Origin of the sequence: Streptomyces caeni, assembly GCF_042678285.1 — a bacterium.
GTDB lineage: Bacteria > Actinomycetota > Actinomycetes > Streptomycetales > Streptomycetaceae > Streptomyces > Streptomyces caeni.
Map to the genome: position 1 here is coordinate 34,992 of NZ_JBHUDX010000072.1, position 23,742 is coordinate 58,733.

Annotated in this window: 21 protein-coding genes, 1 tRNA gene and 1 pseudogene; 14 read left to right on the forward strand and 9 right to left on the reverse strand. The window is 71.2% G+C overall.

Translation table 11 applies throughout. The features are described 5' to 3' along the window. Positions 1 to 290: 290 nt before the first annotated feature. Positions 291 to 1,283: a DUF5926 family protein gene (locus ACFSL4_RS24660; RefSeq protein ID WP_381086965.1), complete on the forward strand. Its 993-nt coding sequence runs from the start codon at positions 291 to 293 to the stop codon at positions 1,281 to 1,283. Between the two features lie 257 nt (positions 1,284 to 1,540). Here the strand turns inward: ACFSL4_RS24660 and ACFSL4_RS24665 are convergent, their stop codons facing one another. Further along, positions 1,541 to 2,143, reverse strand: coding sequence for a hypothetical protein (locus tag ACFSL4_RS24665; RefSeq protein ID WP_381086968.1), 603 nt, complete (start codon positions 2,141 to 2,143; stop codon positions 1,541 to 1,543). Positions 2,144 to 2,197: 54 nt separating this feature from the next. Next, a complete protein-coding gene (locus ACFSL4_RS24670) occupies positions 2,198 to 2,863 on the reverse strand; it encodes a bifunctional DNA primase/polymerase (protein WP_381086971.1) in 666 nt (221 codons plus the stop codon). A gap of 482 nt (positions 2,864 to 3,345) precedes the next feature. Between ACFSL4_RS24670 and ACFSL4_RS24675 the strand changes: the two genes are divergently transcribed. Then, positions 3,346 to 4,902, forward strand: a complete 1,557-nt coding sequence (locus ACFSL4_RS24675; RefSeq protein WP_381086974.1) for a PP2C family protein-serine/threonine phosphatase — start codon at positions 3,346 to 3,348, stop codon at positions 4,900 to 4,902. A gap of 189 nt (positions 4,903 to 5,091) precedes the next feature. Further along, complete coding sequence (locus tag ACFSL4_RS24680) at positions 5,092 to 6,582, forward strand: aminopeptidase P family protein (protein ID WP_381086976.1); 1,491 nt, start codon at positions 5,092 to 5,094, stop codon at positions 6,580 to 6,582. Between the two features lie 912 nt (positions 6,583 to 7,494). Here ACFSL4_RS24680 and ACFSL4_RS24685 read toward each other — a convergent pair. The 3 genes from ACFSL4_RS24685 to ACFSL4_RS24695 form a co-directional block, all read right to left on the reverse strand. Then, a complete protein-coding gene (locus ACFSL4_RS24685; RefSeq protein ID WP_381086979.1) occupies positions 7,495 to 8,616 on the reverse strand; it encodes an MAB_1171c family putative transporter in 1,122 nt (373 codons plus the stop codon). Continuing rightward, the gene (locus tag ACFSL4_RS24690) at positions 8,613 to 9,155 is read right to left on the reverse strand and encodes a hypothetical protein (RefSeq protein ID WP_381086981.1); all 543 of its coding nucleotides are present in this window, start codon (positions 9,153 to 9,155) and stop codon (positions 8,613 to 8,615) included. Before ACFSL4_RS24690 ends, ACFSL4_RS24685 begins: the two co-directional genes overlap by 4 nt. Before the next feature lie 68 nt (positions 9,156 to 9,223). Then, on the reverse strand, positions 9,224 to 9,676 hold the full coding sequence (locus ACFSL4_RS24695) for a helix-turn-helix domain-containing protein (protein WP_381086983.1): 453 nt from the start codon (positions 9,674 to 9,676) through the stop codon (positions 9,224 to 9,226). A 418-nt stretch (positions 9,677 to 10,094) separates the two neighbouring features. On the opposite strand from ACFSL4_RS24695, the gene ACFSL4_RS24700 reads away from it, so the two are divergent. Both ACFSL4_RS24700 and ACFSL4_RS24705 read left to right on the forward strand, forming a co-directional pair. Continuing rightward, a complete protein-coding gene (locus tag ACFSL4_RS24700; protein WP_381086986.1) occupies positions 10,095 to 10,556 on the forward strand; it encodes a hypothetical protein in 462 nt (153 codons plus the stop codon). Between the two features lie 50 nt (positions 10,557 to 10,606). After that, a pseudogene (locus ACFSL4_RS24705) lies at positions 10,607 to 11,227 on the forward strand (tyrosine-type recombinase/integrase); the annotation flags it as partial. Positions 11,228 to 11,334: 107 nt separating this feature from the next. Here ACFSL4_RS24705 and ACFSL4_RS24710 read toward each other — a convergent pair. Continuing rightward, the gene (locus ACFSL4_RS24710; RefSeq protein ID WP_381086989.1) at positions 11,335 to 11,790 is read right to left on the reverse strand and encodes an ATP-binding protein; all 456 of its coding nucleotides are present in this window, start codon (positions 11,788 to 11,790) and stop codon (positions 11,335 to 11,337) included. A 242-nt stretch (positions 11,791 to 12,032) separates the two neighbouring features. Between ACFSL4_RS24710 and ACFSL4_RS24715 the strand changes: the two genes are divergently transcribed. The 9 genes from ACFSL4_RS24715 (at position 12,033) to ACFSL4_RS24755 (ending at position 22,164) form a co-directional block, all read left to right on the forward strand. Continuing rightward, positions 12,033 to 12,851 carry a hypothetical protein gene (locus ACFSL4_RS24715; protein WP_381086992.1) on the forward strand — a complete coding sequence of 273 codons (819 nt, stop codon included), beginning with the start codon at positions 12,033 to 12,035 and terminating at the stop codon, positions 12,849 to 12,851. Between the two features lie 144 nt (positions 12,852 to 12,995). Then, complete coding sequence (locus tag ACFSL4_RS24720) at positions 12,996 to 13,751, forward strand: YcnI family copper-binding membrane protein (protein WP_381086995.1); 756 nt, start codon at positions 12,996 to 12,998, stop codon at positions 13,749 to 13,751. 26 nt (positions 13,752 to 13,777) lie between these two features. Further along, the gene (locus ACFSL4_RS24725; RefSeq protein ID WP_381086998.1) at positions 13,778 to 14,449 is read left to right on the forward strand and encodes an SCO family protein; all 672 of its coding nucleotides are present in this window, start codon (positions 13,778 to 13,780) and stop codon (positions 14,447 to 14,449) included. Beyond that, entirely contained in the window at positions 14,446 to 14,916 is a 471-nt protein-coding gene (locus tag ACFSL4_RS24730) for a copper chaperone PCu(A)C (RefSeq protein WP_381087001.1), read from the forward strand. Before ACFSL4_RS24725 ends, ACFSL4_RS24730 begins: the two co-directional genes overlap by 4 nt. 13 nt (positions 14,917 to 14,929) lie before the next feature. Beyond that, positions 14,930 to 17,089, forward strand: coding sequence for a copper resistance CopC/CopD family protein (locus tag ACFSL4_RS24735; RefSeq protein ID WP_381087004.1), 2,160 nt, complete (start codon positions 14,930 to 14,932; stop codon positions 17,087 to 17,089). Between the two features lie 8 nt (positions 17,090 to 17,097). Further along, a complete protein-coding gene (gene efeB, locus ACFSL4_RS24740) occupies positions 17,098 to 18,462 on the forward strand; it encodes an iron uptake transporter deferrochelatase/peroxidase subunit (protein WP_381087007.1) in 1,365 nt (454 codons plus the stop codon). A gap of 143 nt (positions 18,463 to 18,605) precedes the next feature. Continuing rightward, positions 18,606 to 19,538 carry a prephenate dehydratase gene (gene pheA, locus ACFSL4_RS24745; RefSeq protein WP_381087010.1) on the forward strand — a complete coding sequence of 311 codons (933 nt, stop codon included), beginning with the start codon at positions 18,606 to 18,608 and terminating at the stop codon, positions 19,536 to 19,538. Positions 19,539 to 20,074: 536 nt separating this feature from the next. Continuing rightward, positions 20,075 to 21,352 carry a serine--tRNA ligase gene (gene serS, locus ACFSL4_RS24750; protein WP_381087013.1) on the forward strand — a complete coding sequence of 426 codons (1,278 nt, stop codon included), beginning with the start codon at positions 20,075 to 20,077 and terminating at the stop codon, positions 21,350 to 21,352. Next, the gene (locus tag ACFSL4_RS24755; protein ID WP_381087016.1) at positions 21,349 to 22,164 is read left to right on the forward strand and encodes an HAD family hydrolase; all 816 of its coding nucleotides are present in this window, start codon (positions 21,349 to 21,351) and stop codon (positions 22,162 to 22,164) included. The genes serS and ACFSL4_RS24755 overlap by 4 nt, the downstream gene beginning before the upstream one ends. Before the next feature lie 141 nt (positions 22,165 to 22,305). On the opposite strand, the gene ACFSL4_RS24760 is transcribed toward ACFSL4_RS24755, so the two are convergent. The 3 genes from ACFSL4_RS24760 to ACFSL4_RS24770 all read right to left on the reverse strand — a co-directional run bounded on the left by ACFSL4_RS24760 (position 22,306) and on the right by ACFSL4_RS24770 (position 23,741). Next, a tRNA-Ser gene (locus ACFSL4_RS24760) sits at positions 22,306 to 22,392 on the reverse strand. A gap of 284 nt (positions 22,393 to 22,676) precedes the next feature. Next, a complete protein-coding gene (locus tag ACFSL4_RS24765) occupies positions 22,677 to 22,931 on the reverse strand; it encodes an SGM_3592 family protein (RefSeq protein WP_381087019.1) in 255 nt (84 codons plus the stop codon). 90 nt (positions 22,932 to 23,021) lie between these two features. After that, positions 23,022 to 23,741: an ABC transporter permease gene (locus tag ACFSL4_RS24770; protein WP_381087022.1), complete on the reverse strand. Its 720-nt coding sequence runs from the start codon at positions 23,739 to 23,741 to the stop codon at positions 23,022 to 23,024. Position 23,742: the final 1 nt, after the last annotated feature.

Genomic DNA, 23,742 nt, shown 5'->3' on the forward strand with positions numbered 1-23,742 from the left:
ACGGACGGCCGGAATTCCGGAGGCGCTCCGCCGCCCGTCCCGGCCCGGCACCACTGCGCACCGCACCACTGCGCACCGCACCACTGCGCACCGCACCACTGCGCACCGCACCGCCGCGCCCGCGGCCCGCCTGCCCGCTCTCGGGCACTGCCGCCGGGCGCTTGGAACCCCGTCGGCGGACACCTCACACAGACGACGCGGTGCCGTTGTCCACAGGGTCCCGTCGACCGTCGTACGAGCGGCTAGGCTCGCGCCCGTACGAAACGAGCCGTAACCGGGAGACACCCACGATGGCCAAGAAGCGACCCCAGACCAAGGCCAAGCGCCCGCAGTCCACCGACGGTGCCCGCGTCGCAGGTGCCGAGGGGAATGTTCCGGTCGTCGGCGCCCGGGAGCCCTGCCCCTGCGGCAGCGGCCGCCGCTACAAGGCATGTCACGGCCGGGCCGCAGCGCACGCGGCGACCGAGCTGGTGCAGCGCCCGTTCGAGGGACTTCCCGGCGAGTGCGACTGGGTGGCGCTGCGCGAGCTGGTGCCGGCGGCGACCGTCGAGCTGAAGCTCAGGGAAGGCATCGTCCCCGACGGCGTCCCGTCGGTCACGCTCGCCACCGTCCTCCCCATGGCGTGGCCCGCGCTGCGCCGCGACGACGGCTCGGTCCTGCTCGGCCTGCAGAACGACACGGCGTCGGGCGACCTCAGCCGCGACCTCGCGGACACCCTTCAGCGTGCCCTCACCGCCGAACCGGGCTCCCCGGTCAAGGGCCGCCGCGCACCCTCCGACAGTCCGCGCCTCCAGGACCTGCTGGACCCCGAAGGCGCCTTCGAGCCAGTCGTGCACAGCGGCTTCGAGTTCTGGGTCCCCGAGGTGGAGAACGCGACGCCCGAGGTGACCGCCTCCCTGGAGCGGGCCAACGCCGCCGCCATCCCCACCGTGAAGCTCAGGGGTGTCGACGCCGCGTACTGGTGCGAGACCCCGGACAAGAACCATCTGCGGTGGGTCATGCCGTACCCGGAGGAGCAGCTTCTGGACGCTCTCGCGCGGCTGCAGTCGGCCGGGCAGTCGGGCCTCGGCGAGGGCACGCGCCTGGTCGGGTCCTTCCGCGCGCACGGGCTCACGGTGCCGGTCTGGGACCTGCCGAGCACGATGAGCGCGGAGGATGTCGAGAAGCCGGCCGCCGAGTTCACCGAGCGCCTCACGGCCGCGCTGGCGTCGGACGCACCGCTCACCGCCGAGGAGCGCCGGGCCCGTGGCGGGCTGACCAACCGACAGGTGACGCTGAGCTGACCTCCGGAGATCGCCCGACCGACCGGTCAGCCGGTACGGGAGCCTCCCCACGGGTGACTCCCGTCACAAGTACCCGTTGCGACAGGTAAATCCGTGTCCGAATAGCCGAGATCGAATTTGCGAACCGCCGATCTCTTGTTACCGTTCCACTAGCCCGGTTGCTGGTGCATCCCCCGTCGCCAGCAACCGGGTCTTTCCATGTGCACGCATGTGGACGAAACGGGTTGAGACATCAACTGTCTTGAGATGCCGCCCCGTTACCGTCCTCTCGGCCCGGTCGCGTCGCTTCCGGAGCGCAGCATCAGCGGTCCGCTCCCGTCGCTGCGGGCGAACTCCACGACCGCCGAGTACGCGCTCGGTGCGCCCGCGACGCGCTGCCGCGGTGTCTCACAGGTCTTCGGGTCCTTCGCCGCGGCCACCGGGCAGCGCATCTCGATGGTGCGGCCACCGGGCCCCATGAAGCTCAGGACGGAGATCAGCCGGCCGCCGGTGGCGTTGCGGTAGTACGTGCGCGCCCAGGTCTCCCGGTCCTGTGTCATGACGCAGGTCTGCGCCTCGACGCCTTCCCGGGAGGACAATTGGGGACCACAGCGGAACGCGGTGGCCGCACCGAGGCCCAGTCGCCTCGCGGAGGGGGCGGAGGTCGGCCGTTTCGCGTCATCGTGCGGGAGCATGCGGATCGCGTCACGGTCCGCGTCACCCACCGGCCCGGCGGAGGCCACGGCGAGCGGCAGCGCGGCCACGACCGTCACCACGCCCATGAGCGCGAACAGGCGCAGCCTGTGCGGCTCGGGCCGGCCCTGGCCCGGCACGCCCGTCTCCTGCTCCTGTTTCCCGTGCCCCCCAGGACGAATCAGCATGAGCCGAAGATATCCGCCGATCACCGGCGCCCGGTTCCGCCGCGCGCCCGACACCTACAACTCGGGCGCGCTCACACCCGTACGAGTGAGGGCGTCGACGACCGCGTCCACCACGGCCTCCACATCGGGCACCCAGGGCGCGGCGGAGCCGGGCAGCGGCGCCCGCTCCCAGCGGATCTCCCCATGGCCGGTCTCGGAGGGGGGCAGCGCCAGATAGCCGCCCTCCCCGTGGAAGCGCAGCGATCCCGGTACGAAGTCCTTGGCATAGAGCAGGTCGCCCAGTTGCTCCATCGAGTAGGGCGCCACGAGGATCGCCCAGCGGTGCGGCGCCGCCACGACCGGGCCGAGGCGCATGCCCTTCCGGTCGAGCGCGGCGAGGGCGCGCGAGGCCGCGAGGGCGGGCAGGCTCACGGCGCAGGGCGCCTGGCCTCCGGTGGCCAGCACGATCGGCGCGGTGGGCCGGTTGGTCCACCACCAGCGCACCATGCGCTCGTCCGTGGTGGCCGCCAGCAGCCCGGGGTCGAACGGGTGCGCGCCGGGAACCGTGCACTCGGGGTCGGGACAGCCGCAGCGGGCTCGCCCCTGCGGATCCGGCGCCACACCCGGGAGAACGGGCCACCGCCACGCGGTCGCGAAGGTCAGGGCCGCGCTGATCGACTCGGGCCTCCCGCCGTTCCGCCTGGACAGGAGCCTGCGTCGCCTTCCGAGGATCTCGCGCATGAGCGCTCGTTCCTTTCCGTTGCACGCCTGGCAACACCGAGGACCATGTCACACCATGTGTCGATCACTTCACCGTGCGTACCTGCTGGCGCATCACACCCCTGTCTTGGACAAGGGGGAACCCCTCTGGGCCGAGCGTTGGCTGCGTCCGCGTCCACACTGCACCCACCACAATCATGGGCATGGCGTGGGGTGGCGGCGCCTGGCGATTCGCAGTCCCGCTCCTACTCGCCGCCTCCATCGGAGGAGGATGGGGCTCGGCCGTCGGTGGCTAAGACGCCCGGGTCCGGCGCCAGGTTCCGGATGGGTCCCAACCACCCCTGGCCTTCACCGAGTACGTACCCATCACGACCGCTGTGACGCTCTGTCGAACAAGGCCAGTCGACCGCAATGGGGCGACACCCGAGGCTATTTTAGGCCAACTTTGCTTTTCCGTAAGAGAGTAAGGGAACCCCGCGGACACCAGGAATCTCAGCAGGACAATGCTGGACATCTCCTCACGAGTGCGTGTACATGTGGAGACACTGCTAGCGGCGCAGATTGACATGGGGGTTTGCGATGCTATCGAGCACTACGCACCGGTCCGAAGGCCGGTCACCATGAACGCCCCTCACCCTCCGAAAGTGGCTGGAATCGATTCAATGGTTCCCCCGCCCGCACACACTGTCACGCCGACCTCTGCCGCCACGGGCGTCCCTCCGGCCACCCCGCACGCCCCTGTCGCCCCGGGAACCCTGCTCCAGGACCGGCTCGCGGCCTGGGTCTCGGATCTCACGACCCTCCACGAACTCACCGAACGCCTGGCACGCACGGACTCACTCGCCGAAGCGCTCCAGGAACTACTGCGCGCCGGAGCCGCCCTCGTGGGCGCCCGGCGCGGTCTTGTCGTGCTGGAGCCCCACGACGGTCTCGGCCCCGACACGACGATCGGCCTGGGCCTGGCCCGCGCCGACCTCGGGCACATCGAGACCGTGCCGCGCAGTTCGATGTCCTACGGCAGGATCCTCGACGGTCTGCCGGGCGGCGAGCGCGAGATCGCCGAGCCCGACCTGCTCTCCGAGGACGGGCTCGACCCGCGCCACCGCGAGGTGGCCGCCCGGCTCGGATACGCCGCGAGCTACGCACTCCCCCTGTCCACCGAGGCGGCCGGCCGGCTCGGTGCCGCCGTGTGGCTCTACGACGAGCCCGCGGAGCCGGTCGAGCGCCAACGCCACCTCGCCGCCCGCTACGCCCGCTACGCGACCGAGCATCTGGCGCGGCTCGTGGAGACCGACCGCACGCGCGCGTGCATGAGGACGATCGCCGAGGAACTGCTCCCCGCCCGGCTGCCCCGGATCGCCGGCGTGCAGCTCGCCGCGCGCCGCCGCACCGATCCGCGGGGCGGCGGCGACTGGTACGACGCGCTGCCGCTGCCCGATGCCGCCCTCGGTCTGGCGGTCGGATCCGTGACCGGGTCGGGGCCCAGCGCGCTGGCCGCGATGGGGCGGCTGCGGGCCTCGCTGCGCGCGTACGCGGTGATGGAGGGCGAGGACCCGGTGGCGGTCCTCTCGGACCTGGAGCTGCTGCTGAGGCTCACCGAGCCCGCCCGCTCCGCCACCGCCCTGTTCGCCTACTGCGAGCCCGCGACGCGCAGGGTGACACTGGCCGGGGCCGGACACAGCCCGCCGCTGCTGGTCGGTCCCCACCGCACCGAGTTCGTGGAGACCTCGCTGTCGGCGCCCCTGGGAATGCTGGCCTGCTGGGAGGCACCGAGCATCGACGTGGCCCTGGAGCCCGGCGAGACCGTGCTGCTCTACACCGACGGCCTGCTGCGGCGCACCGGGGACCCGATGGACCGTGCCTTCGCCCGGCTGCACGCGGCGGCCGCGGGCGTGCCGAGGCCGGTGCGCACCGACCCGGGTGCGGTCGTGGACCACATCCTGCGGGCGATACTGCCGGAGGAGCCGGCCGTCGCGGCGGCGCGATCCGGCCGGGTCGCGCCGCGGCCGGGGGAGGACGGCGCGGAGGACGTGATCCTGCTGGCGGCGCGGTTCGAGTGATCCCTGACCGCCCCGTCGAGCCCTGCCGAGCCGCTGACGAGCCTCCACCAAGCACCCGCCAAGCCACCGACGGGCCCCGCCAAGCACCCGCCGGGCCCCTCGGCGCGCGCATCCGGTAGCTCCTCTTCCGCCCTGGGCCCCGCCCGTACGACCGTACGATGGACGGGGTCCAGTGCCGCATCTAGGAGGATGACCGTGGCAGAAGAGCTCCCGGAGACCCCGGAGATTGCCCAGGAGGAGCCCGTCAAGCAGCGCAAGAACGGCCTGTACCCGGGCGTGTCCGACGAGCTGGCCGAGAACATGAAGTCCGGCTGGGCCGACACCGAGCTGCACGACCTGCAGCCCATCGCCCAGGCCGCCGAGACCCGCGCCCGCCGCGCCGCGCTCTCCGCCCGCTTCCCGGGCGAGCGCCTGGTGATCCCCGCGGGCAATCTGAGGACCCGCTCCAACGACACCGACTACGCCTTCCGGGCCTCCGTCGAGTACGCGTACCTGACGGGCAACCAGACGGAGGACGGCGTCCTGGTGCTGGAGCCGGTGACGGCCGCGGACGGGACGAGCGGCCACCGGGCGACGATCTACCTGCTGCCCCGGTCCAACCGTGAGAACGGCGAGTTCTGGCTCTCCGGCCAGGGCGAGCTGTGGGTCGGCCGCCGCCACTCGCTCGCCGAGGCGGAGCAGCTCCACGGCATCCCCGCCGCGGACGTGCGCGAACTGCCCGAGAAGCTGAGGGAGGCCACCGGCCCGGTCCGGGTGGTCCGCGGCCACGACGCGGGCATCGAGGCCGCGCTGACCGACAAGGTGACCGCCGAGCGCGACGAGGAACTGCGCGTCTTCCTCTCCGAGATGCGGCTGGTCAAGGACGCGTTCGAGATCGGGGAGCTGCAGAAGGCGGTCGACTCGACGGTGCGCGGCTTCGAGGACGTGGTGAAGGTCCTCGACCAGGCGGAGGCGACCAGCGAGCGCTACATCGAGGGAACGTTCTTCCTCCGTGCGCGCGTGGAGGGCAACGATGTCGGCTACGGCTCGATCTGCGCGGCCGGACCCCACGCCTGCACGCTGCACTGGGTGCGCAACGACGGCCCCGTCCGCTCCGGCGACCTGCTCCTGCTGGACGCCGGCGTGGAGACGCACACGTACTACACCGCCGACGTCACCCGCACGCTGCCGGTCAGCGGCACCTACAGCGAGATCCAGCAGAAGATCTACGACGCCGTGTACGAGGCCCAGGAGGCCGGCATCGCGGCGGTGAAGCCGGGCGCCAAGTACCGCGACTTCCACGACGCGGCGCAGCGCGTGCTCGCCGGGAAGCTGGTCGAGTGGGGCCTGGTCGAGGGCCCGGTGGAGCGCGTCCTGGAGCTGGGGCTGCAGCGCCGCTGGACCCTGCACGGCACGGGCCACATGCTCGGCATGGACGTGCACGACTGCGCGGCCGCCCGCACGGAGACGTACGTGGACGGCACGCTGGAGCCCGGCATGGTGCTCACGGTCGAGCCGGGCCTGTACTTCCAGGCGGACGACCTGACCGTTCCGGAGGAGTACCGCGGCATCGGCGTCCGCATCGAGGACGACATCCTCGTCACGCAGGACGGCAGCCGGAACCTCTCGGCGGCCCTGCCGCGGCGCTCCGACGAGGTCGTGGCGTGGATGGCGTCCCTGAAGGCGTCTGTGAAGGGCTGACAGGCAGGTGCGTGGCCGGGTGCCGACGGCGGGTACCCGGCCTTCGCGCGAGCGGCCCGCCGGCTCTCGGCCGGCCCCCCGCCGGTGAGCTGCACGGCCGCCGGCTTCGCTACACCGCCACCAGAGGGGCGTCCTTCTTCCACTTCAGGATCAATTGGAGGGGGGTGGGCGGTGACCTGCGGGTTCGCTGCGAAAACACTGCGGACCAGGGAAAACTACGCTCGGTAGTTCTCACTGGTCCGTGGTGTTTTCCGTTGCGCTGTGCCCTGGATGTGCCCGCCAAGGATGTCCTGGTCGGTGATCTGGATGCACGTCGTCGGGGTGGTCGCCGTCCACGCCGTCGACCGCCTTGCGCAGCTCACCCCGGCGTTTCGTGTCGCGGGCCAGCGCGAGGGGGATCAGGACCCCCCACCGGCTGATGAACAGTCCGGCTGGAAGGTGGCAGGCCACGCGACCCCGGTGATGCCGGGCCCTGGACAGGCATCGACCGGTGCGACGCATACATGGGCGTCAACTGGCAGCTTCGTCGAGGCGAGCCACCGTGGGTACCTGCGTCATGCATCCGCATCGCTGCAGCGCACTTCGCCGTTCCTGGTCGGCCGGATTGGCGGTTGGAGACCCTGGCGGGCACTCGACAAGGCCAAGTCGCGCCGACCAGTTGAGGCCGAGCGCGGTATGAGAGCTGCAGGTGACCGGGTCCTCGGGGGATGCCTCTGGCCGACGTGAAGAAACGGGTGACGAGGACGCACCCGTGATCGGCCTCGGCCGTCAGCGCGGTGATGAGGCCGCGTAGGCCCTCGGGCGGGTGAGGGCGGCTATCGCCTGCAGATCAGCAGTCGCAGCGCCGACGGTGGTTTCGTATGCGAGCGCCGAGGGCGCGGCGACGCACTCGCCGATGAGACAGCGGACGACTCAACGCCCGGCCTCCAGCGCCTGCGACACGGCCACGAGCTGCCGGGCGTCGGCATCGAGGCTGTTGGCGGTCGGCAGCGCCATTGCGACCGCGGGAGAGGCTCCGGCCGGGTCGGTGACGCATGCGCGCAGCGCCGTGGGCAGCACGCGGGCGACGGTTTCGGGGGGCGCGTCCTCGCTGACCCCCAGCATCACCAGGTAGGGGCTGGCGGTGACCAGCCCGTCGCGGCACTCGATGACGCGCCGGTAGTAGCGACGGTGGATCGAGCGGACGCATAGTGCTTCGCGGCCGGGGCCGCCCGCCGTACGTCTGAGTGCGTTTTCGGGGAAGGCATCATGGAGGGTTGTCCAGAGCGGGCGGAGCTTCCGGTACGACTCTCTACGGTGCTGCCAGAGGCGCAGCGCGGTCAGCCTGGTGACGATGCTCGGGTAGCTGAGCCCGACCGCCAGAAGCGGCAGAGAGAGGGCCAGCACGACGGTGCTCGCCTGGGCTGTGCCGGACGGGAGGTCGGCGCCGGACCGGGAGATCACGACTGCGAGCGGCCGGAGTGCGACGGCGACCGTCATAAGGCTCAGTGACAGCGCGGTCAGCCGCAGGCCAGTCGCCATCGACCGGGTGGACATGCGCGCGAATCGACAGGTCCAGCGCAGCGCGGTCCCGAGCGCGTAGATGAGGTAGAGGTCGGCAACAGTGAAGAGGGCGGTGGCCTCGGGGACGTGCACGTCCGGGGTCCAGTAGGAGAAACCGTGTGCCTGTCCCTGGGTCTTCAGGGTGGCCCAGGTGATGCCGACCACGACGAGCCCCACCCGCTGGCCTTCACGTCGGGTGCGGCGACGCGCACGCTGCCGGTCCGTGCTGGAGCACAGATAGAAGCACATGAGCCAGTACGCGGTATCGAGCAGCAGCACCGTCGAGATCAGCTGGGCCATGCCCGCCCCCAGCGCGGCGTCCACCGACAGCCTGACGGAGGGCAGCCCCAGGCAGAAGGAAACCCCGGTGCACGCGACGCACACGGTGACCGCGAAGAGTGAGCGGTCCCTGGGCGCCTTGTAGAGCTGGTACAGCTTCCACAGGGCAGCCGGCAGGAGCACGACCAAGGCGGCGGTGATCCGCAGGTTCACAGCCAGCCCCGCCGGTCGCCCAGGGCGGTCTGGACTCGACGCAGGTCAGGCTGCGCGACGGGAGGCGGGGCCACCTGGTCGAGCACCGAGGCCCATTCCAGGATGATGGTGGCAATCAGCTCGGCTTCGCGCTCCCGTGCCTCGTCGTACGAGGTGCGACGCAGGACGTATTGGACGGCGTCCGGTCCGGGCCCCTCGAGGTCGCCCTGCCTGCAGTCGTTCGCGCAGCCTTCGTTCTCGGTGTCGTCGTTCGCGGACTCTCCTCGGTGGCCTGCGAGGATGTGCCCGATCTCGTGCAGGATGATGTGGTCCTGGTGGGCCTTGCTGGTCTCCTGTTGGTACAGGATGTAGTCGGCGCTGCGTGTTGCGACCCAGGCGCCGTAGGGGCCGGGCACGGGCAGCGGGTAGGGCACCAGCCGCAGTGGCCGTCCGCGTCTGTTGCCGAGCAGGGTGCACAGTTCGTTGACGTCGAGTGGCGGCTGGATGCCCAGAGCCTGAAGATCGCGTCGACAGTTCTTACGCAGTCGGCGTTCCTTCAACCATCCGTCCCACGCAGCGAGCGGCGAGTGCAGTGGAGTTCCCCCTTGCCATGTTGCTGACTGGTCGGTCAGCTCTCTTCGGCGTTCCCGTGTTCCGCTTGCTCCAACCTGTAGACGACGTCCAGAAGTTCCATCACCTGTTTGCGTCGCGCGGGAGACAGTTCCCCGGCCCGCAGAGCCATCAGCCGGACTTCGCCGTTGTCGACCGCTTGCGCGAGACGGGCCTGCTCGGCGAGCAGCGAGTCCAGCTTGCTGTCGACGTTGCGGGCGACCTCGTCGTCGAAGAAGTAGGCCGCGGGAACCCCGAAGAAGTTGGCGAGGCCCTGCAGGTGCTTGAGGGTCGGGTTGGTCTTCTTCCGCTTGCGCAGCTGCCAGATGTAGCTCTGGGAGATGGGTGTGCCGGCATCCCTGATGGCTGAGGCCACCTGTTCGTTGCTGTACTCCTGGCCACCTTTCGCCCGCACCGTCGCGAAAAGGTGATTGAGCCTGTCGGCCAGCTTCTCGTCCGGCTCTTCGTCCACCGCGGCCTCCGCCCTCACCGCACTTGCGATGTTCTTACGTCCCCACGGCTTCCCACCGAGGTGAAACATCACGGTACTCACTCTTCATCTCAGTTGCACGCGGATCATGCGCGGGTTACTGTCGCCACGCGACTGTTTAGACTCAGGTGAAAATGGGGGCTCGCACGGTGAGTACACAAGTTGAGGACGGGCGGGGGCGGACATGACTCGCGCGGATCAGTCCACGGACGGGAGCCGAGCAGTGCCCGACTTGCCGGAAATCCGTGTCACACCGAAGCCTCCCGTGCGGAACCAGGCGGTGGTGCTGTCGAGGTCCCTCGCGGCGTGGGTCCTGCGGCGCCCCTTGGAGGCGGGAGTCCGGGAGGCTGTTCGGATCAGGCATTCGCCTGAGGTCCGCCAGATGGTCATGGTCCTGACTTTGACGGAGATCCCTCTGGCCTTCCTCGTCTCCCGGATGGTCCCTCCGCCTGCGCGGCCGGCCCACGCGGTCCTCGAAGCCCTGCTGATCCTGCTGGGATTCAGCGTCCTGGCGACCATGGCCCGGTATCCCCACAGCATTTCGTCGTCACAAGTCGCCCTGCGTACGGGGTTCCTCGGAGACATCGTGCTGCCCCGCGAGTCGGTCCGTTCGGCTTCGCGGGGCATGCGGACCATCGAGGGAAGAGGGCTGCGACGTGTGCCCGACGACCCCTCGGCCCTCGCCTGCTCGGTCGGCGGATCGGTCAACGTCAGGATCCACCTCGATCCGCCGGTCCTCGTCCACCTCGCGGACGGCGACGCCGTCGAAGTGACGACGGTCCACATCTCGGCGGACTCCCCCGACGAGGTCTCCCGCGCACTGCGCGGCCCAGACGCCTCGGAAAGAAAGGGGCGAGTATGACGTCCACCCTTGAGGGCGCCGGTGTGGTCGACCGGCAGATCGACGCGTTCAACCGCCAGGCCCTGGACGACTTCAAGCTGGTCCGTTCGACGATGGTGTTCGCCCTGCCCAAGGGCAACCGGCTCCGCACGGTCCCCATGCCGGACGCGCTCGCCGAGGCCCTCAAGGCCCGCATGAAGGAGTTCCCGCCGGTCGAGGTCACGCTGCCGTGGGCCGAGCCCGACGGCGAGGAGCGCACGTCTTGGCTGCTCTTCACCGACGAGCAGAAGCGCGCGTACCGCCGCAGCATCTTCGACCAGTACACCTGGAAAGGTGCTCTCGCCGCCGTCGGCGTCATCCCGCCACGCGAGAAGGGCTCCCCGCGCTTCGCGGCAGCTCCCGAGGACGGCATGCACGCCTACCGCCACGTCTACGCGTCCGTCCTCCTCGATGCGGGCGAGAGCATCAAGGCGCTGTCCGAGTACCTCGGCCACTCGAACCCCGGCTTCACGCTGCGGACATACACGCACTTGATGCCGAACAGCGAATCGCGTACGCGCAAGGCGATGGATGCGGCGCTCGCCCAAGCGGGCACAACGGCGACCGCTGCCACCGCGCCCACGGACCCCGAGGGCACACCGCCCGAGGCGAAACCTTCCGGCATGTGCCCTGCGTGTGCCCGCGCAGCCTGACTGCGGCCACCGGAGCAGGGCGCGCGCCTGTACCCACACACCACGGCGCGACCCGTTTCAGCAGGTCACATCCCTAATCGCCCGCCCCTTGGCCCTCACCGCCGGTGCTAGACCGCCATCAGAGGGGAGTCTTCCCTCCATTTCAGGATCTTGTCGAAGCTGACCACCGCCCCGCCGCGCCCCGGCTTGTTGCCGATGTGGACGTGGTCGGCGAGTTCCTGGATGAGGCACAGGCCGCGGCCGTGCTCGGCGTCGACGCGGGCCGGGCGCAGCGCGGGGCGGGATCTGCCGGAGGGGAACCCGGGGCCCGCGTCGGTGACCTCGATGCGGCACCTCTCGCCGTCGAGGTAGGCCGTGACCCGGTACGCCTCGGACGTACCGCCGTGTGCGCCGTCGCCGCCGTGCTCGACCGCGTTGGCGCACGCCTCGCTGAGGGCGACGGAAAGGTCGTACGAGATGTCCGGGTCGACGCCCGCGGTCTCCATCGTGCCCATCAGGAGCCGTCGGGCGAGCGGCACGCTCGCAGCTTCGCGCCGCAGATGGAGTGACCACCAGATGCTCATGCTCCAGCCTCCTGGCCGCGGCTCGACATACCGTTACGTATTGCCACGCATGCCCGAGGGCATTCGCAGGATCCATGAGATCCCGCCCATACGGCGGATGCGCCGGGGCCGCACGGGGTGTATGCGGAGGTGGCCCGCGCCACAACATGATCTTCCGGATCGCCCATCCGATTACCGCATGTATGTCGCCTTGCGGACCTGCCGTACGGCGCCCGCGGGGCCAGTGCGATGATGAGGCCGCCATGAGTGCCCCCCTCCCGCGCACGGCGCGCACCGGATACGATCTCCGGTTTCTGCGGGCCGCGGTGTTCGCCGCGGTCTGCGTCGTGCTGGCCGCGACGGGGCACGGGCTCGCCTCCTGCGCCGCGGTTCCGGTGTGGACGCTGGGCGCCGGTTTCCTCGCCGTGTTCGCCGTCGCCGCCGGGCTCGCCGGGCGGGAGCGGACCCTGCCGGGCATCGTCGCGTTCCTCGCGGTGGGCCAGACCCTGCTGCACACACTGTTCGAGCTCGGGCAGCGCTGGGGTGCCGTGCCGATGAGCGGGCACGCGACGCCGACGGCCGACGCCACGCTCGTGGAACGGGCCGCGCGCATCATGTGCGGAACCAGCGCCGCGGCGCTCTCTCCCGCGCGGGCCCAGAAGATCCTCGCCGACGCGCGGCTCAACACGGGCGTGGACGCGTCCGCCGTGCACCACCCGGCGGACGCCCTGGCGACGATGGCCGGTCCCGGGTCCATGCTGCCGTCCGTGCCCATGCTGCTCGGTCACGTCCTCGCGGCCGTGGCCGCGGGCTGGGTGCTGCGCCGCGGTGACATCGCGCTTCTGGGGCTCCTGCGGCTGTCGGCGCAGGAGCTCGCGGAGGGGGCGCTCGTACGGTCCCTGCGCGCGGCGTTCACGCTCGTGCGCGTCCTGCTGAGCGGGCTCCCCGGCGCGCCCGGGACCGGACCGCGCGCCCCCCGCACCGCCTTCCTCGTACCGCCGAAGCCGCCGGCGTCCGCCCTGCAGCACTCGGTGATCCGGCGCGGGCCGCCCTCCCCCACTCCGTACGTGCTCGCTGCCTGACGCGACGCGCCACTCCACTCGTCCGTGCGGAGGGGATGCCGTCGTGCGGCACGCGCGCGTGCCCGTGAGGCACCACGGCCGTGGCCGCCCCCCGAGCACGCGCCCCTTTCCCCACCGACTCTCACTCGGAGTGGAGTGCTCTTCATGAAGGCCATCTCGGCTTCCCCGAAGGCGTCGTCCCGCATCGCACGCCTCGCCGCGGCCGGTGCCGCCGCCGCGTCGGCCGTCCTCGTCCTGTCCGCACCCGCGTCCGCGCACGTCAGCGTGCAGCCGAACGGCGAGGCCGTCCAGGGCGGATACACGACGGTCGGCTTCCAGGTCCCCAACGAGCGCGACAACGCCTCGACCACCCGGCTGGAGGTCAGCCTCCCGCCCGACCATCCGCTCGCCTCGGTGATGCCGCAGCCCGTCGAGGGCTGGACCGTACGGATCACCAAGTCGAAGCTGGACAAGCCGGTCGCGGTGCACGGCCTGACGATCGACGAGGCCGTCACCAAGGTCACCTGGACCGCGACCGGCAAGGGCATCGAGCCGGGCTACTTCCAGAATTTCCCGCTCTCGATCGGCCCGCTCCCGCAGGACACCGGCCGACTCGTCTTCAAGGCCCTGCAGACGTACTCCGACAACGAGGTCGTCCGCTGGATCGAGCCGCAGCAGGAAGGCCGGGAAGAGCCCCAGGACCCCGCCCCGGTGCTGGAGCTGACCGCCGCGTCCACCGGCCGCGACGGCGCCACGGCCGAGAACGCCTCGGCCACGTCGGTCGCCGGGGACACCCCGTCCGCGGCCTCCGGCGGCGGTGACACCACCGCCCGCGCGCTCGGCGTCGCGGGCATCGCCGTGGGCGCGGTGGGCGTGGCGTACGGCGTTCTGGCCGGCCGCCGACGTACCACCGACTCCTGAGACCCCCTACCTCTGGGACGTTTTTCATGCGCAAGAAGAAACTCGCGGCCGTCGGCCTCCTCGCCGCCGCCGCGCTCACCCTCTCCGCCTGCGGATCCGGCGACGGCGGAGACAAGCCCGTCGTCCAGGTCTCCGCGGAGAACGGCTCGGACAAGGCCGCGACCGTGCTCGACCAGCCGTTCGAGAAGCCGGACCTCGTCCTCACCGACACCCGGGGCAAGAAGTACGACCTCCGCGCGGAGACCAAGGGCAAGCCCACGCTCGTCTACTTCGGCTACACCCACTGCCCCGACGTCTGCCCGCTGACGATGAACAACCTCGCCGTCGCCAAGAAGGAGCTGGCGGCGAACAAGCGGCTGAGCCAGGCGCAGAAGGACTCGCTGCGGATCGTGTTCATCACCACCGACCCGGACCGTGACACCCCTTCCGCCCTCGCCAAGTGGCTGAAGGGCATCGACCCCCAGGTCGTGGGCCTGACCGGTGACTTCGCCACCATCCAGGCCGGCGCCCGCGCCCTCGGCATCAGCATCGAGCCGCCGACGAAGGAAAAGGACGGCACGATCGTGTCCACCCACGGCACCCAGGTCGTCGCGTTCTCACCGAAGACCGACGCGGGCTATGTGCTGTACAGCCAGGACGCCACCGTCGACGACTACATCAAGGACCTTCCGAAGATCATCAAGGGGGAGAACCCGTGAACCGCCGTCTTTTTTTCCCCGCCGTGGCGATAGCGGCCGGACTGATGCTCACGGGCTGCGGGAGCTCGGACGCCTCCGGCGGCTCCTCCGCGGCCAAGCCCGAGTTGAAGGTCACCGGCGCCTACATGCCGGAGCCCGTCACCGGCGACATGGCCGCAGGCTACTTCACCGTCACCAACTCCGGCGGTGCCGACTCCCTCACCTCCGTCACCAGCGACCTGACCGACGACATCACGCTGCACTCCACCACGGGTGGCGCGATGCGGGAGGAGAAGTCGTTCGCCGTGCCCGCGGAGGGCAGGCTCGTCCTCGGCAGCGGCGGCAACCACCTGATGTTCGCAAAGCTCGGCCACAGGCCCAGACAGGGCGAGAAGGTGTCGGTGCAGCTGCACTTCGCCAGGTCCGGAACGGTGACCGTCGAGATGCCGGTGAAGTCGGCGACGTACCAGCCGATGACCGGACACTGAGGGAGGCATCACCGTGACGCAGGCCATCGCTCCCGGCGGGGACGTCCGAGAGCGCGTCCGGAGGAGGGTCCGCACGGCCGCCGGCCCCACAGCCCGGGTCCGGGCGGTCCGCGGGCTGCTGACGCTGCTGCTCGCCGTCGCGGGCGCGCTGTTCGGCGGGGCCGCGCCCGCCTCCGCGCACGCCGCGCTGATCGGCAGCGGCCCCGCCCAGGGAACGGTGGTCGACAAGGCGCCCGACCAGGTCACGCTCACCTTCTCCGAGAAGGTCGCGTTCTCCGGCGACTCGCTGCGCGTCCTCGACCCCAGGGGGCAGCGCGTCGACACCGGCAAGGCGTTCAATCAGAGCGGCACGGTGTACGGCGTGAAGGTGCGCGCGGGGCTGCCCCGCGGCACCTACACCGTCACCTACCAGGTGGTGTCCGCCGACAGCCACCCGGTCTCCGGCGCCTTCACCTTCTCCGTCGGCGCCCCGTCCGCGACCACGGTCACCGTCTCCGGCCTGACCGCGGGCGGAGGGGTGGTCGGCTGGCTCTACGGATGCGCACGGTACGTCTCGTACGCCGGATTCATCGTCCTGGTCGGGGGCGCGGTCTTCGTGCTCGCCTGCTGGCAGCGGGGCGCCGGGGTCCGGGCCGTACAGCGGCTCGTGGTCTCCGGGTGGCTGGCGATCACCTCGGCGACACTCGCGCTGCTGCTCCTGCGCGGCTCGTACACGAGTTCGGGGAAGGTGGCCGACATCTTCGACCTGTCCCTGATGGGGCAGGTGCTGCAGACCAAGTCGGGGGCGGCCCTCGTCTCCCGGCTGCTGCTCCTCGCCGCGGGGGCGCTGTTCATCGCGGTGCTCTTCGGGGCCTACGTCAAACGGGACCCGGACGGCGAGGAGGCGACCGGCGGCAGCGGCAAGCCGCGTGGGACCGGTGGCACGAAGGGCCGGTCCCGTGGCGGTGCCTCTGAGAAGGACGCCGACCTCGCCGCCGAGAAGCGGGACCTCACCTTCGGGCTGGCCATCGGCGGGAGCGTCGTGGCGGCGGGGCTGGCGGCGACCTGGGCCATGGCCGAGCACGCCTCGACCGGCCTCCAGAGCGGCCTCGCGATGCCGGTCGACGTCCTGCACCTGCTCGCGGTCGCCGTCTGGCTGGGCGGCCTCGCGACCCTGCTCGTCGCGCTTCACTGGGCCCCTTTGATCGAGACGGCGGCCGTGCGGCGCTTCTCGCGCGTCGCGTTCGCCGGCGTCGTGACGCTGGCCGCGACCGGCGTCTACCAGGCATGGCGCCAGCTCGGGTCGTGGTCGGCACTGACCGGAACGACGTACGGACGGCTGCTGCTCGCCAAGGTCGGCCTGGTCGCCGTGCTCGTCGGCCTCGCCTGGGTCTCACGGCGCTGGACGGCGCAGCTGACGGAGGCGTCGGCGTCCGCGGTGGCGGCGTGGCGTACGGCGGAACGTCGCCGCGCCGCGGAGAAGAAGCAGTCGGCGGGGGCGAAGTCCCCGGCCAGGAGCGGTGCGTCCGCGAAGAGCGGGGGCTCCGCCAAGAACGGAGGCGCCGGGGCTTCCGGCAAGCAACGCGGCTTTGGGAGCCGGGCCTCCGGCGCGTCCGGGCGCTCCACGCGCGCCGCCCAGCTGGCCCGGCAGCAGGCCGCGGTGGCGACGGCGCGGGCCCGGCGGATGCGGGACGCCGACCCCGTCCGTTCGGGGCTGCGCCGCTCCGTGCTCGCCGAGGCGGGGGTGGCGATCGTGCTGCTCGCCGTCACCACCGCGCTCACGAGCACCGAACCGGGACGCACGGAGGAGGCGGCCAGGGCGGCCACCGCGTCCACTTCCCAGCCCTCCACCGGCTCCCTGGCACTGAAGTTCCCCTTCGACACCGGCGGCCAGGACGGCAAGGGAACCGTGGAACTCTCCCTTGACCCGGCCCGCGCCGGCACCAACGAGATGCACCTCTACGTGGTGCGGCCGAACGACAAGGCCTTCGACGTCCCCGAGGTGAAGGTCGCCTTCACGCTCGGGGCCAAAGGCATCGGCCCGCTGCCCGTCGTGCCCGACCACATCGCCACCGGCCACTGGTCGGCGAGCGGCGTGCAGATCCCCATGGCGGGCGACTGGAGGATCGCGGTGACCGTGCGGACGTCCGACATCGACCAAGTGACCGTGAACAAGAACGCGCAGATCGGCTGAACCTCACCATGGCTGACCAGTCCACGCCCCCCGCGTCCTCCCAGAACGCCCGTCCCCGGAAGAGCCAGGGCCGTCCCGGCGAGAAGCACTCCGCCGAGAAGGCCGCCCCCGCAAACGGCACCCCCGAAAAGACCGCCGCAGGCGCTCCCTCCCCCCAAGGGGCGATCTCCCGGCGCCGGCTCCTCGGCACCGCCGGCGCCACCGGGATCGTGCTGGGCACCGCGGGAGCCGTCGCCGGACACGCCGCGACGCCCTCCGAGAAGACCGTCCCCCTGACGTCGCTCGGCACGGACCGGGTGGCCTTCCACGGGACACACCAGCCGGGCATCACCGACGCCCTCCAGGCCCGCGGCCACCTCATCGCCTTCGATCTCGCGGCGGGCGCGGGCCGCAAGGAGGCCGCCGCGCTGCTGCGCCGCTGGTCGGCGACCGCCGAGCGGCTGATGGCGGGCGAGACCGCCGCGCACGACGACACCGGTGTCGCGCGCGACGCCGGACCGTCGTCCCTGACGATCACCTTCGGCTTCGGCAACAGCTTCTTCGCCCGTACGGGGCTGGAGAAGCAGCGCCCGTCCGCCCTGGACCCGCTGCCCGAGTTCTCCTCCGACCGCCTCGACCCCCGCCGCAGCAACGGCGACCTGTGGGTGCAGATCGGCGCCGACGACGCGCTCGTCGCCTTCCACGCCCTGCGCACCGTCCAGAAGGAGGCCGGCGGCGCGGCGCGGCTGCGCTGGCAGATGAACGGCTTCAACCGCTCCCCCGGCGCGACCGCGCACCCCATGACGGCCCGCAACCTGATGGGCCAGATCGACGGCACACGGAATCCCAAGCCGGCCGAGCCCGACTTCGACCGGCGCGTCTTCGTGCCCTCCTCCGGCGGCCCGGCGTGGATGGCGAACGGCTCGTACGCCGTGGTGCGCCGCATCCGCATGCTCCTCGACGACTGGGAGAGGCTCCCGCTGCGGGCGCAGGAGGAGGTCATCGGGCGCCGCAAGTCCGACGGGGCGCCGCTCAGCGGCGGCACCGAGACGACCGCGATGGACCTGGAGCGGACCGGTGCCGACGGCAAACCGGTCGTGCCCCTCACCGCGCACGCCCGCATCACCCGGCCCGACCAGAACGGGGGCGCGGCCATGCTGCGCCGCCCGTTCTCTTACCATGACGGCTTCGACGCGGACGGGACCCCTGACGCGGGCCTGCTGTTCGTCTGCTGGCAGGCGGACCCGCTGCGCGGCTTCGTCCCCGTGCAGCGCAAGCTCGACCGGGGGGATGCGCTGTCGCGGTTCATCCGCCACGAGGCGAGCGGCCTGTTCGCGGCTCCGGGCGGGGCCGCGAAGGGGGAGTACGTGGGGCAGCGGCTGCTGGAGGGATGAGAGAAGGACGGACGGGACAAAGGCCGGCGGGCCGTCCGGCGGACCCGCGGCCGTCACGGGTACCGCGGCGGGACATGTGCCCAGGCAGGCCGCGGTTTCCACAGGGGCGAGCCAAGGCCCGCCGGGCCTATTAGGGTGAGGTCATGCCAGCCAGTTACGCCTATCTCGGTCCCGAGGGCACCTTCACCGAAGTCGCTCTCCGTACGCTGCCCGAGGCCGCCACCCGGGAGCTCGTCCCGATGGTGTCGGTTCCGGCCGCGCTCGACGCCGTCCGCGGCGGCGAGGCCGAGGCCGCGTTCGTACCGATCGAGAACTCGGTGGAGGGCGGCATCACGACCACCCTGGACGAGCTGGTCGCGGGCGAGCCGCTGATGATCTACCGCGAGGTGCTCCTCTCGATCACCTTCGCGCTGCTGGTCCGGCCCGGTACCAAGCTCTCGGAGATCAAGACGGTCACCGCGCACCCGGCCGCACAGCCGCAGGTGCGCAACTGGCTGAAGGACAACCTCCCGGACGCGGTCTGGGAGTCGGCGGCGTCCAACGCGGACGGCGCACGACTGGTGCAGGAGGGCCGGTACGACGCGGCGTTCGCGGGCGAGTTCGCCGCCGCGCGCTACGGCCTGGAGGCGCTGGAGACCGGGATCCACGACGCGGAGAACGCGCAGACGCGGTTCGTGCTGGTGGGCAAGCCCGCCCGGCCGGCCGCTCCGACCGGCGCGGACAAGACCTCCGTCGTCCTGTGGCAGCGCGACGACCACCCCGGGGCGCTGCGCGACCTGCTGGGCGAGTTCGCCGTGCGGGGGATCAACCTGATGCTGCTGCAGTCACGCCCGACGGGTGCGGGCATCGGGAACTACTGCTTCTGCATCGACGCCGAGGGCCATATCTCCGACCGCCGGGTCGCCGAGGCGCTGATGGGGCTGAAGCGGATCTGCCTGCAGGTGCGCTTCCTCGGCTCGTACCCGCGGGCGGACATCGGGCCGGGCGACGCGCGGGCACCGCGGCCCGGTACGTCGGACGACGAGTTCGTGTCGGCTGCGGACTGGGTGGCACGCTGCCAGGACGGCCGGTTCTAGACTGTCAGCGTCAGGGCGTCCGGTCCTACCTGCAGATTTTCGCTGTCCACAGAAGTTATCCACAGGTGGGCTTCTCGACCTGGGGACAAGTCGACAACATGGCATCACGAGGTCGACAAATCTCCCTACGACTCCTCCGCCCGTCCATCACCCCGTCCGTCACAGTTGTCCACCCGTTTCTTTCGACCAACACTTCGGGGCGACCCTTTTCCACCCGAAAGTGCATGTAATAGCGGTTTGAACCGGGAATTCTGCGCCCCCCGCGGGCCATTCGGATTGATCAACTCCGCAGTCCACAGATCTTCCGCACAGCCTGTGGATAACCTTGGGTCGACTGTGGATGCCTGTGGACAAGCGCACCCCAAATCCCGCTCCCCACAGGAAAGTCGGGTCAACGAGACGCCCGGCCATCGCCCCCTTGCGGGTTGTAGCACTCCTTTTCATTGACATACAGGGTAATTGCCGCATAGCGGACATGCCTCGCTGATCGAAATACGGAGTCGTGGGCCGCAACCCCGCACCGGTAGCCTTGAGGGGTGATTGACCTTCGCCTGCTCCGTGAGGACCCCGACCGTGTTCGCGCCTCCCAGCGCGCCCGTGGTGAGGATGTCGCGCTCGTCGACGCCCTCCTCTCCGCCGACGAGCGGCGCAGGTCGTCCGGCGTCCGCTTCGACGAACTCCGCTCCGAGCAGAAGGCGCTCGGCAAGCTGATCCCCAAGGCCGCCGGCGACGAGAAGGCCCAACTGCTGGAGAAGGCCGGCCGGCTCGCCGCCGACGTCAAGGCGGCCGACGCCGAACAGCACGAGGCCGAGGAGGAGGCCAAGCGGCTCCTGCTCCAGCTCGGCAACGTGGTGCACCCCGACGTCCCGGTCGGCGGCGAGGAGGACTTCGTCGTCCTGGAGACGCACGGCACGATCCGTGACTTCGGCGCCGAGGGCTTCGAGCCGAAGGACCACCTGGAGCTCGGTGAGGCGCTCGGCGCGATCGACGTCGAGCGCGGTGCGAAGGTGTCCGGCTCGCGCTTCTACTACCTGACGGGCATCGGCGCCCTGCTGGAGCTGGCACTCGTCAACGCGGCGATGGCGCAGGCCGTGGAGGCCGGGTTCACCCCGATGCTGACGCCGGCCCTGGTCCGCCCGCGTGCCATGGAGGGCACGGGTTTCCTCGGACAGGCCGCCGAGAACGTTTACCACCTGGAGAAGGACGACTTCTACCTGGTCGGCACCTCCGAGGTCCCGCTCGCCGCGTACCACATGGACGAGATCATCGACGCGGAGCGGCTGCCGCTGCGCTATGCCGGCTTCTCACCGTGCTTCCGCCGCGAGGCCGGGACGTACGGCAAGGACACACGGGGCATCTTCCGCGTACACCAGTTCGACAAGGTCGAGATGTTCTCGTTCGTCGCCCCCGAGGACGCCGAGGACGAGCACAGGCGGCTCCTGGAGCGGGAGAAGCAGTGGCTGACCTCGCTCGAGCTCCCGTTCCAGGTCATCGACGTGGCGACGGGCGACCTGGGCGCGTCCGCGTCGCGGAAGTACGACTGCGAGGCATGGATCCCCACCCAGGGCAAGTACCGTGAGCTGACCTCGGCGTCCAACTGCGACGGCTTCCAGGCCCGCCGGCTGTCGGTCCGCATGCGGGACGGCAAGAAGGTGCAGCCGCTGGCGACGCTGAACGGCACGCTGTGCGCGGTACCGCGCACGATCGTGGCGATCCTGGAGAACCACCAGCTGGCGGACGGCTCCGTCCGGGTGCCCGAGATCCTGCGCCCGTACCTGGGCGGCCGGGAGCTGCTGGAGCCAGAGGCCAAGTGAGCACGGCGGAGCCCTCCGATTCTCCCTACAAGCTGATAGCCACCGATCTCGACGGGACGCTCCTGCGCTCCGACGGGACGGTGTCGCAGCGCACGCGTGAGGCGCTCGCCGCGGCCGCCGCTGCGGGCGTCGCGCACATCGTGGTCACCGGACGCGCTGTGGCCTGGACCCGCCCGGTCCTCGACGACCTCGGCTACCGGGGCCTGGCGGTGTGCGGCCAGGGGGCCCAGGTGTACCACGCGGGGGAGCACCGGTTGCTGACGTCGCTGACGCTGGACCGGCAGATCGCCGCTCTCGCCCTGGCGAAGATCGAGGCCGAGGTGGGCCCGCTGCTGCTGGCGGCGAGCCGGGACGGGCTGGACGGGGAGGTCCTGGCCGGCCCCGGCTACCGGGTCGGGGGACCGCTTCCGTACGAGCTCATCCGGGACACCGCGGAGTTGTGGTCCGCCCCGCTGAACAAGGTCTACCTCCAGCACCCGACGCTGGGCGACGACGAACTGGCCGAGGCGGCGCAGCAGGCGGCCGGCGGCCTGGTCGGGGTGACGGTGGCGGGCGAGGGCATCGTGGAGCTCCTCCCTCTCGGCCTGACCAAGGCGACGGGTCTGTCGCTGGCTGCCCGCCGCCTGGGGGCGAAGGCCGCGGACACGATCGCCTTCGGGGACATGCCGAACGACATCCCGATGTTCGCGTGGGCCGCGTACGGCGTGGCCATGGCCAACGCGCACGAGGACCTGGGGGCGGTCGCGGACGAGGTGACCCTCTCCAACGACGAGGACGGCATCGCCGTCGTCGTGGAGAGAATGCTGGGCTGAGTCGTTCGGCGCCGGGTGTCCGGCGCCGGGTGCCGGGTCTCCGGCACCAGTGCTCCGGCGCCGGGTCAGGCGTCGGGTCAGGCGTCGGGTCAGGCGCCGGGTCAGGCGCCGGGTCAGGCGTCGGGAACACTCACTCGTTTGCGGAGGATGCGCGAATCGAACGCGCGCGGGCTTTCAGGCCCGACCACGGCTTAGCAAGCCGGTGCCTTACCACTCGGCCAATCCTCCGGGTGGGCGGCCCGCGCGAAGGGAATCGCGCGCTCGAAGCGGCCGCCCCGGGCAGCTCCCGGGCGGGGCGGGCTCGACGGAGGGGTAACTACTCCGGAGCCTGCCGCGGGCTGCCCTGCCGGGAGTACGACGCACTGCCACTGGACATCGCCGGACTCCGCTCCCCGTGTGTGGCGCCGGCTAGGTCCGGCGTCGTGGACATCACCACTGTGCCGGTCCGCCGGAGCGGGCGCCACCGAATAAAACACGTCGTCGAACCCGCCGGCCTCACGGCACGGGGGCCGCTACCGGCGGCGCCACCTGCGGCGGCGCGCCTTGCTGAAGAACCAGCCGGCGGGCGGCTCGTCGGAGCGCCACGGCTGAGGTTCGGGCGCCTGGTCGCGCCAGCGCGCCGCGAGCATCCGGGCGCGCGCGGACTGCTCCGTGGCCGACGCGGACCGTATGAAGTCCTCGTCGAACACGACGCCGTCCCACTCCTCTCCTGTCTCGCTTGCTGCCGCCCTGTCCGGCTCGTCGCCCCGCGGTGTCTGCGCTGCCATCCCCGTTCCTTCCGCCGCGCATCCCCTGCGCACAGTGTGCCCGGGCGCAGATGAAGCCGCCGTCAAGAGAAGTCCCCCACCGGGGGACGGTCACTCCTCGCCCGCCAGCGTCAGCGTCCGCAGCTTCCGTCCCGCGTACCAGGTGGCGGCCACGGTCACCGCGACCAGCAGCACCGTCGCGGTGGGCAGCTTCACGTCCGAGGTGACCAGCGAGCTGTCGGACACCTTGTGGGCCACCGCGAGCGCCCACTGCTGGACGCTGAGGGTGCGTGCCCCGGAGATCAGCGAGCCGAACAGCGCCTCCCAGACGAGCGCGTAGACCAGGCCGAACACCACGGCGTGCCGGCTCACCGTGCCGAGCAGCAGGAACAGGGCGGCGTACGCGATGGAGGCGACCAGCGCCGCCACGGTGTAGGCGACGGCGATCTGCTGGCCGTTGCCGTTGAGGATCAGGCCCGCGACGAGCGTCGGCAGCGCGGAGAACGCCATGGTCACCGCGATGGCGACGATCAGTTTCGTGAAGATGATGGTGGGCCGCTTCACCGGCTTGGCCAGCAGATAGATCACGGAGCCGTCGTCGATCTCGGGGCCGATCGCGCCGGTGCCGGCGATGACGCCGATGATGGGCACCATCGTGGCGAGCGCGAACCCGCCGAGGACGTCGTGGGCGACCTGGTCGTCGGCGCCCGTCAGCGAGCGGACGACCGCGGAGATCACGATCAGCAGAACGGGCAGCGCGCCGAGGATGAGGGCACGGCGGCGGCCGAGCAGGCCCCGGTAGGTGAGCCGGGCGACTGTGGGGTCGTACATC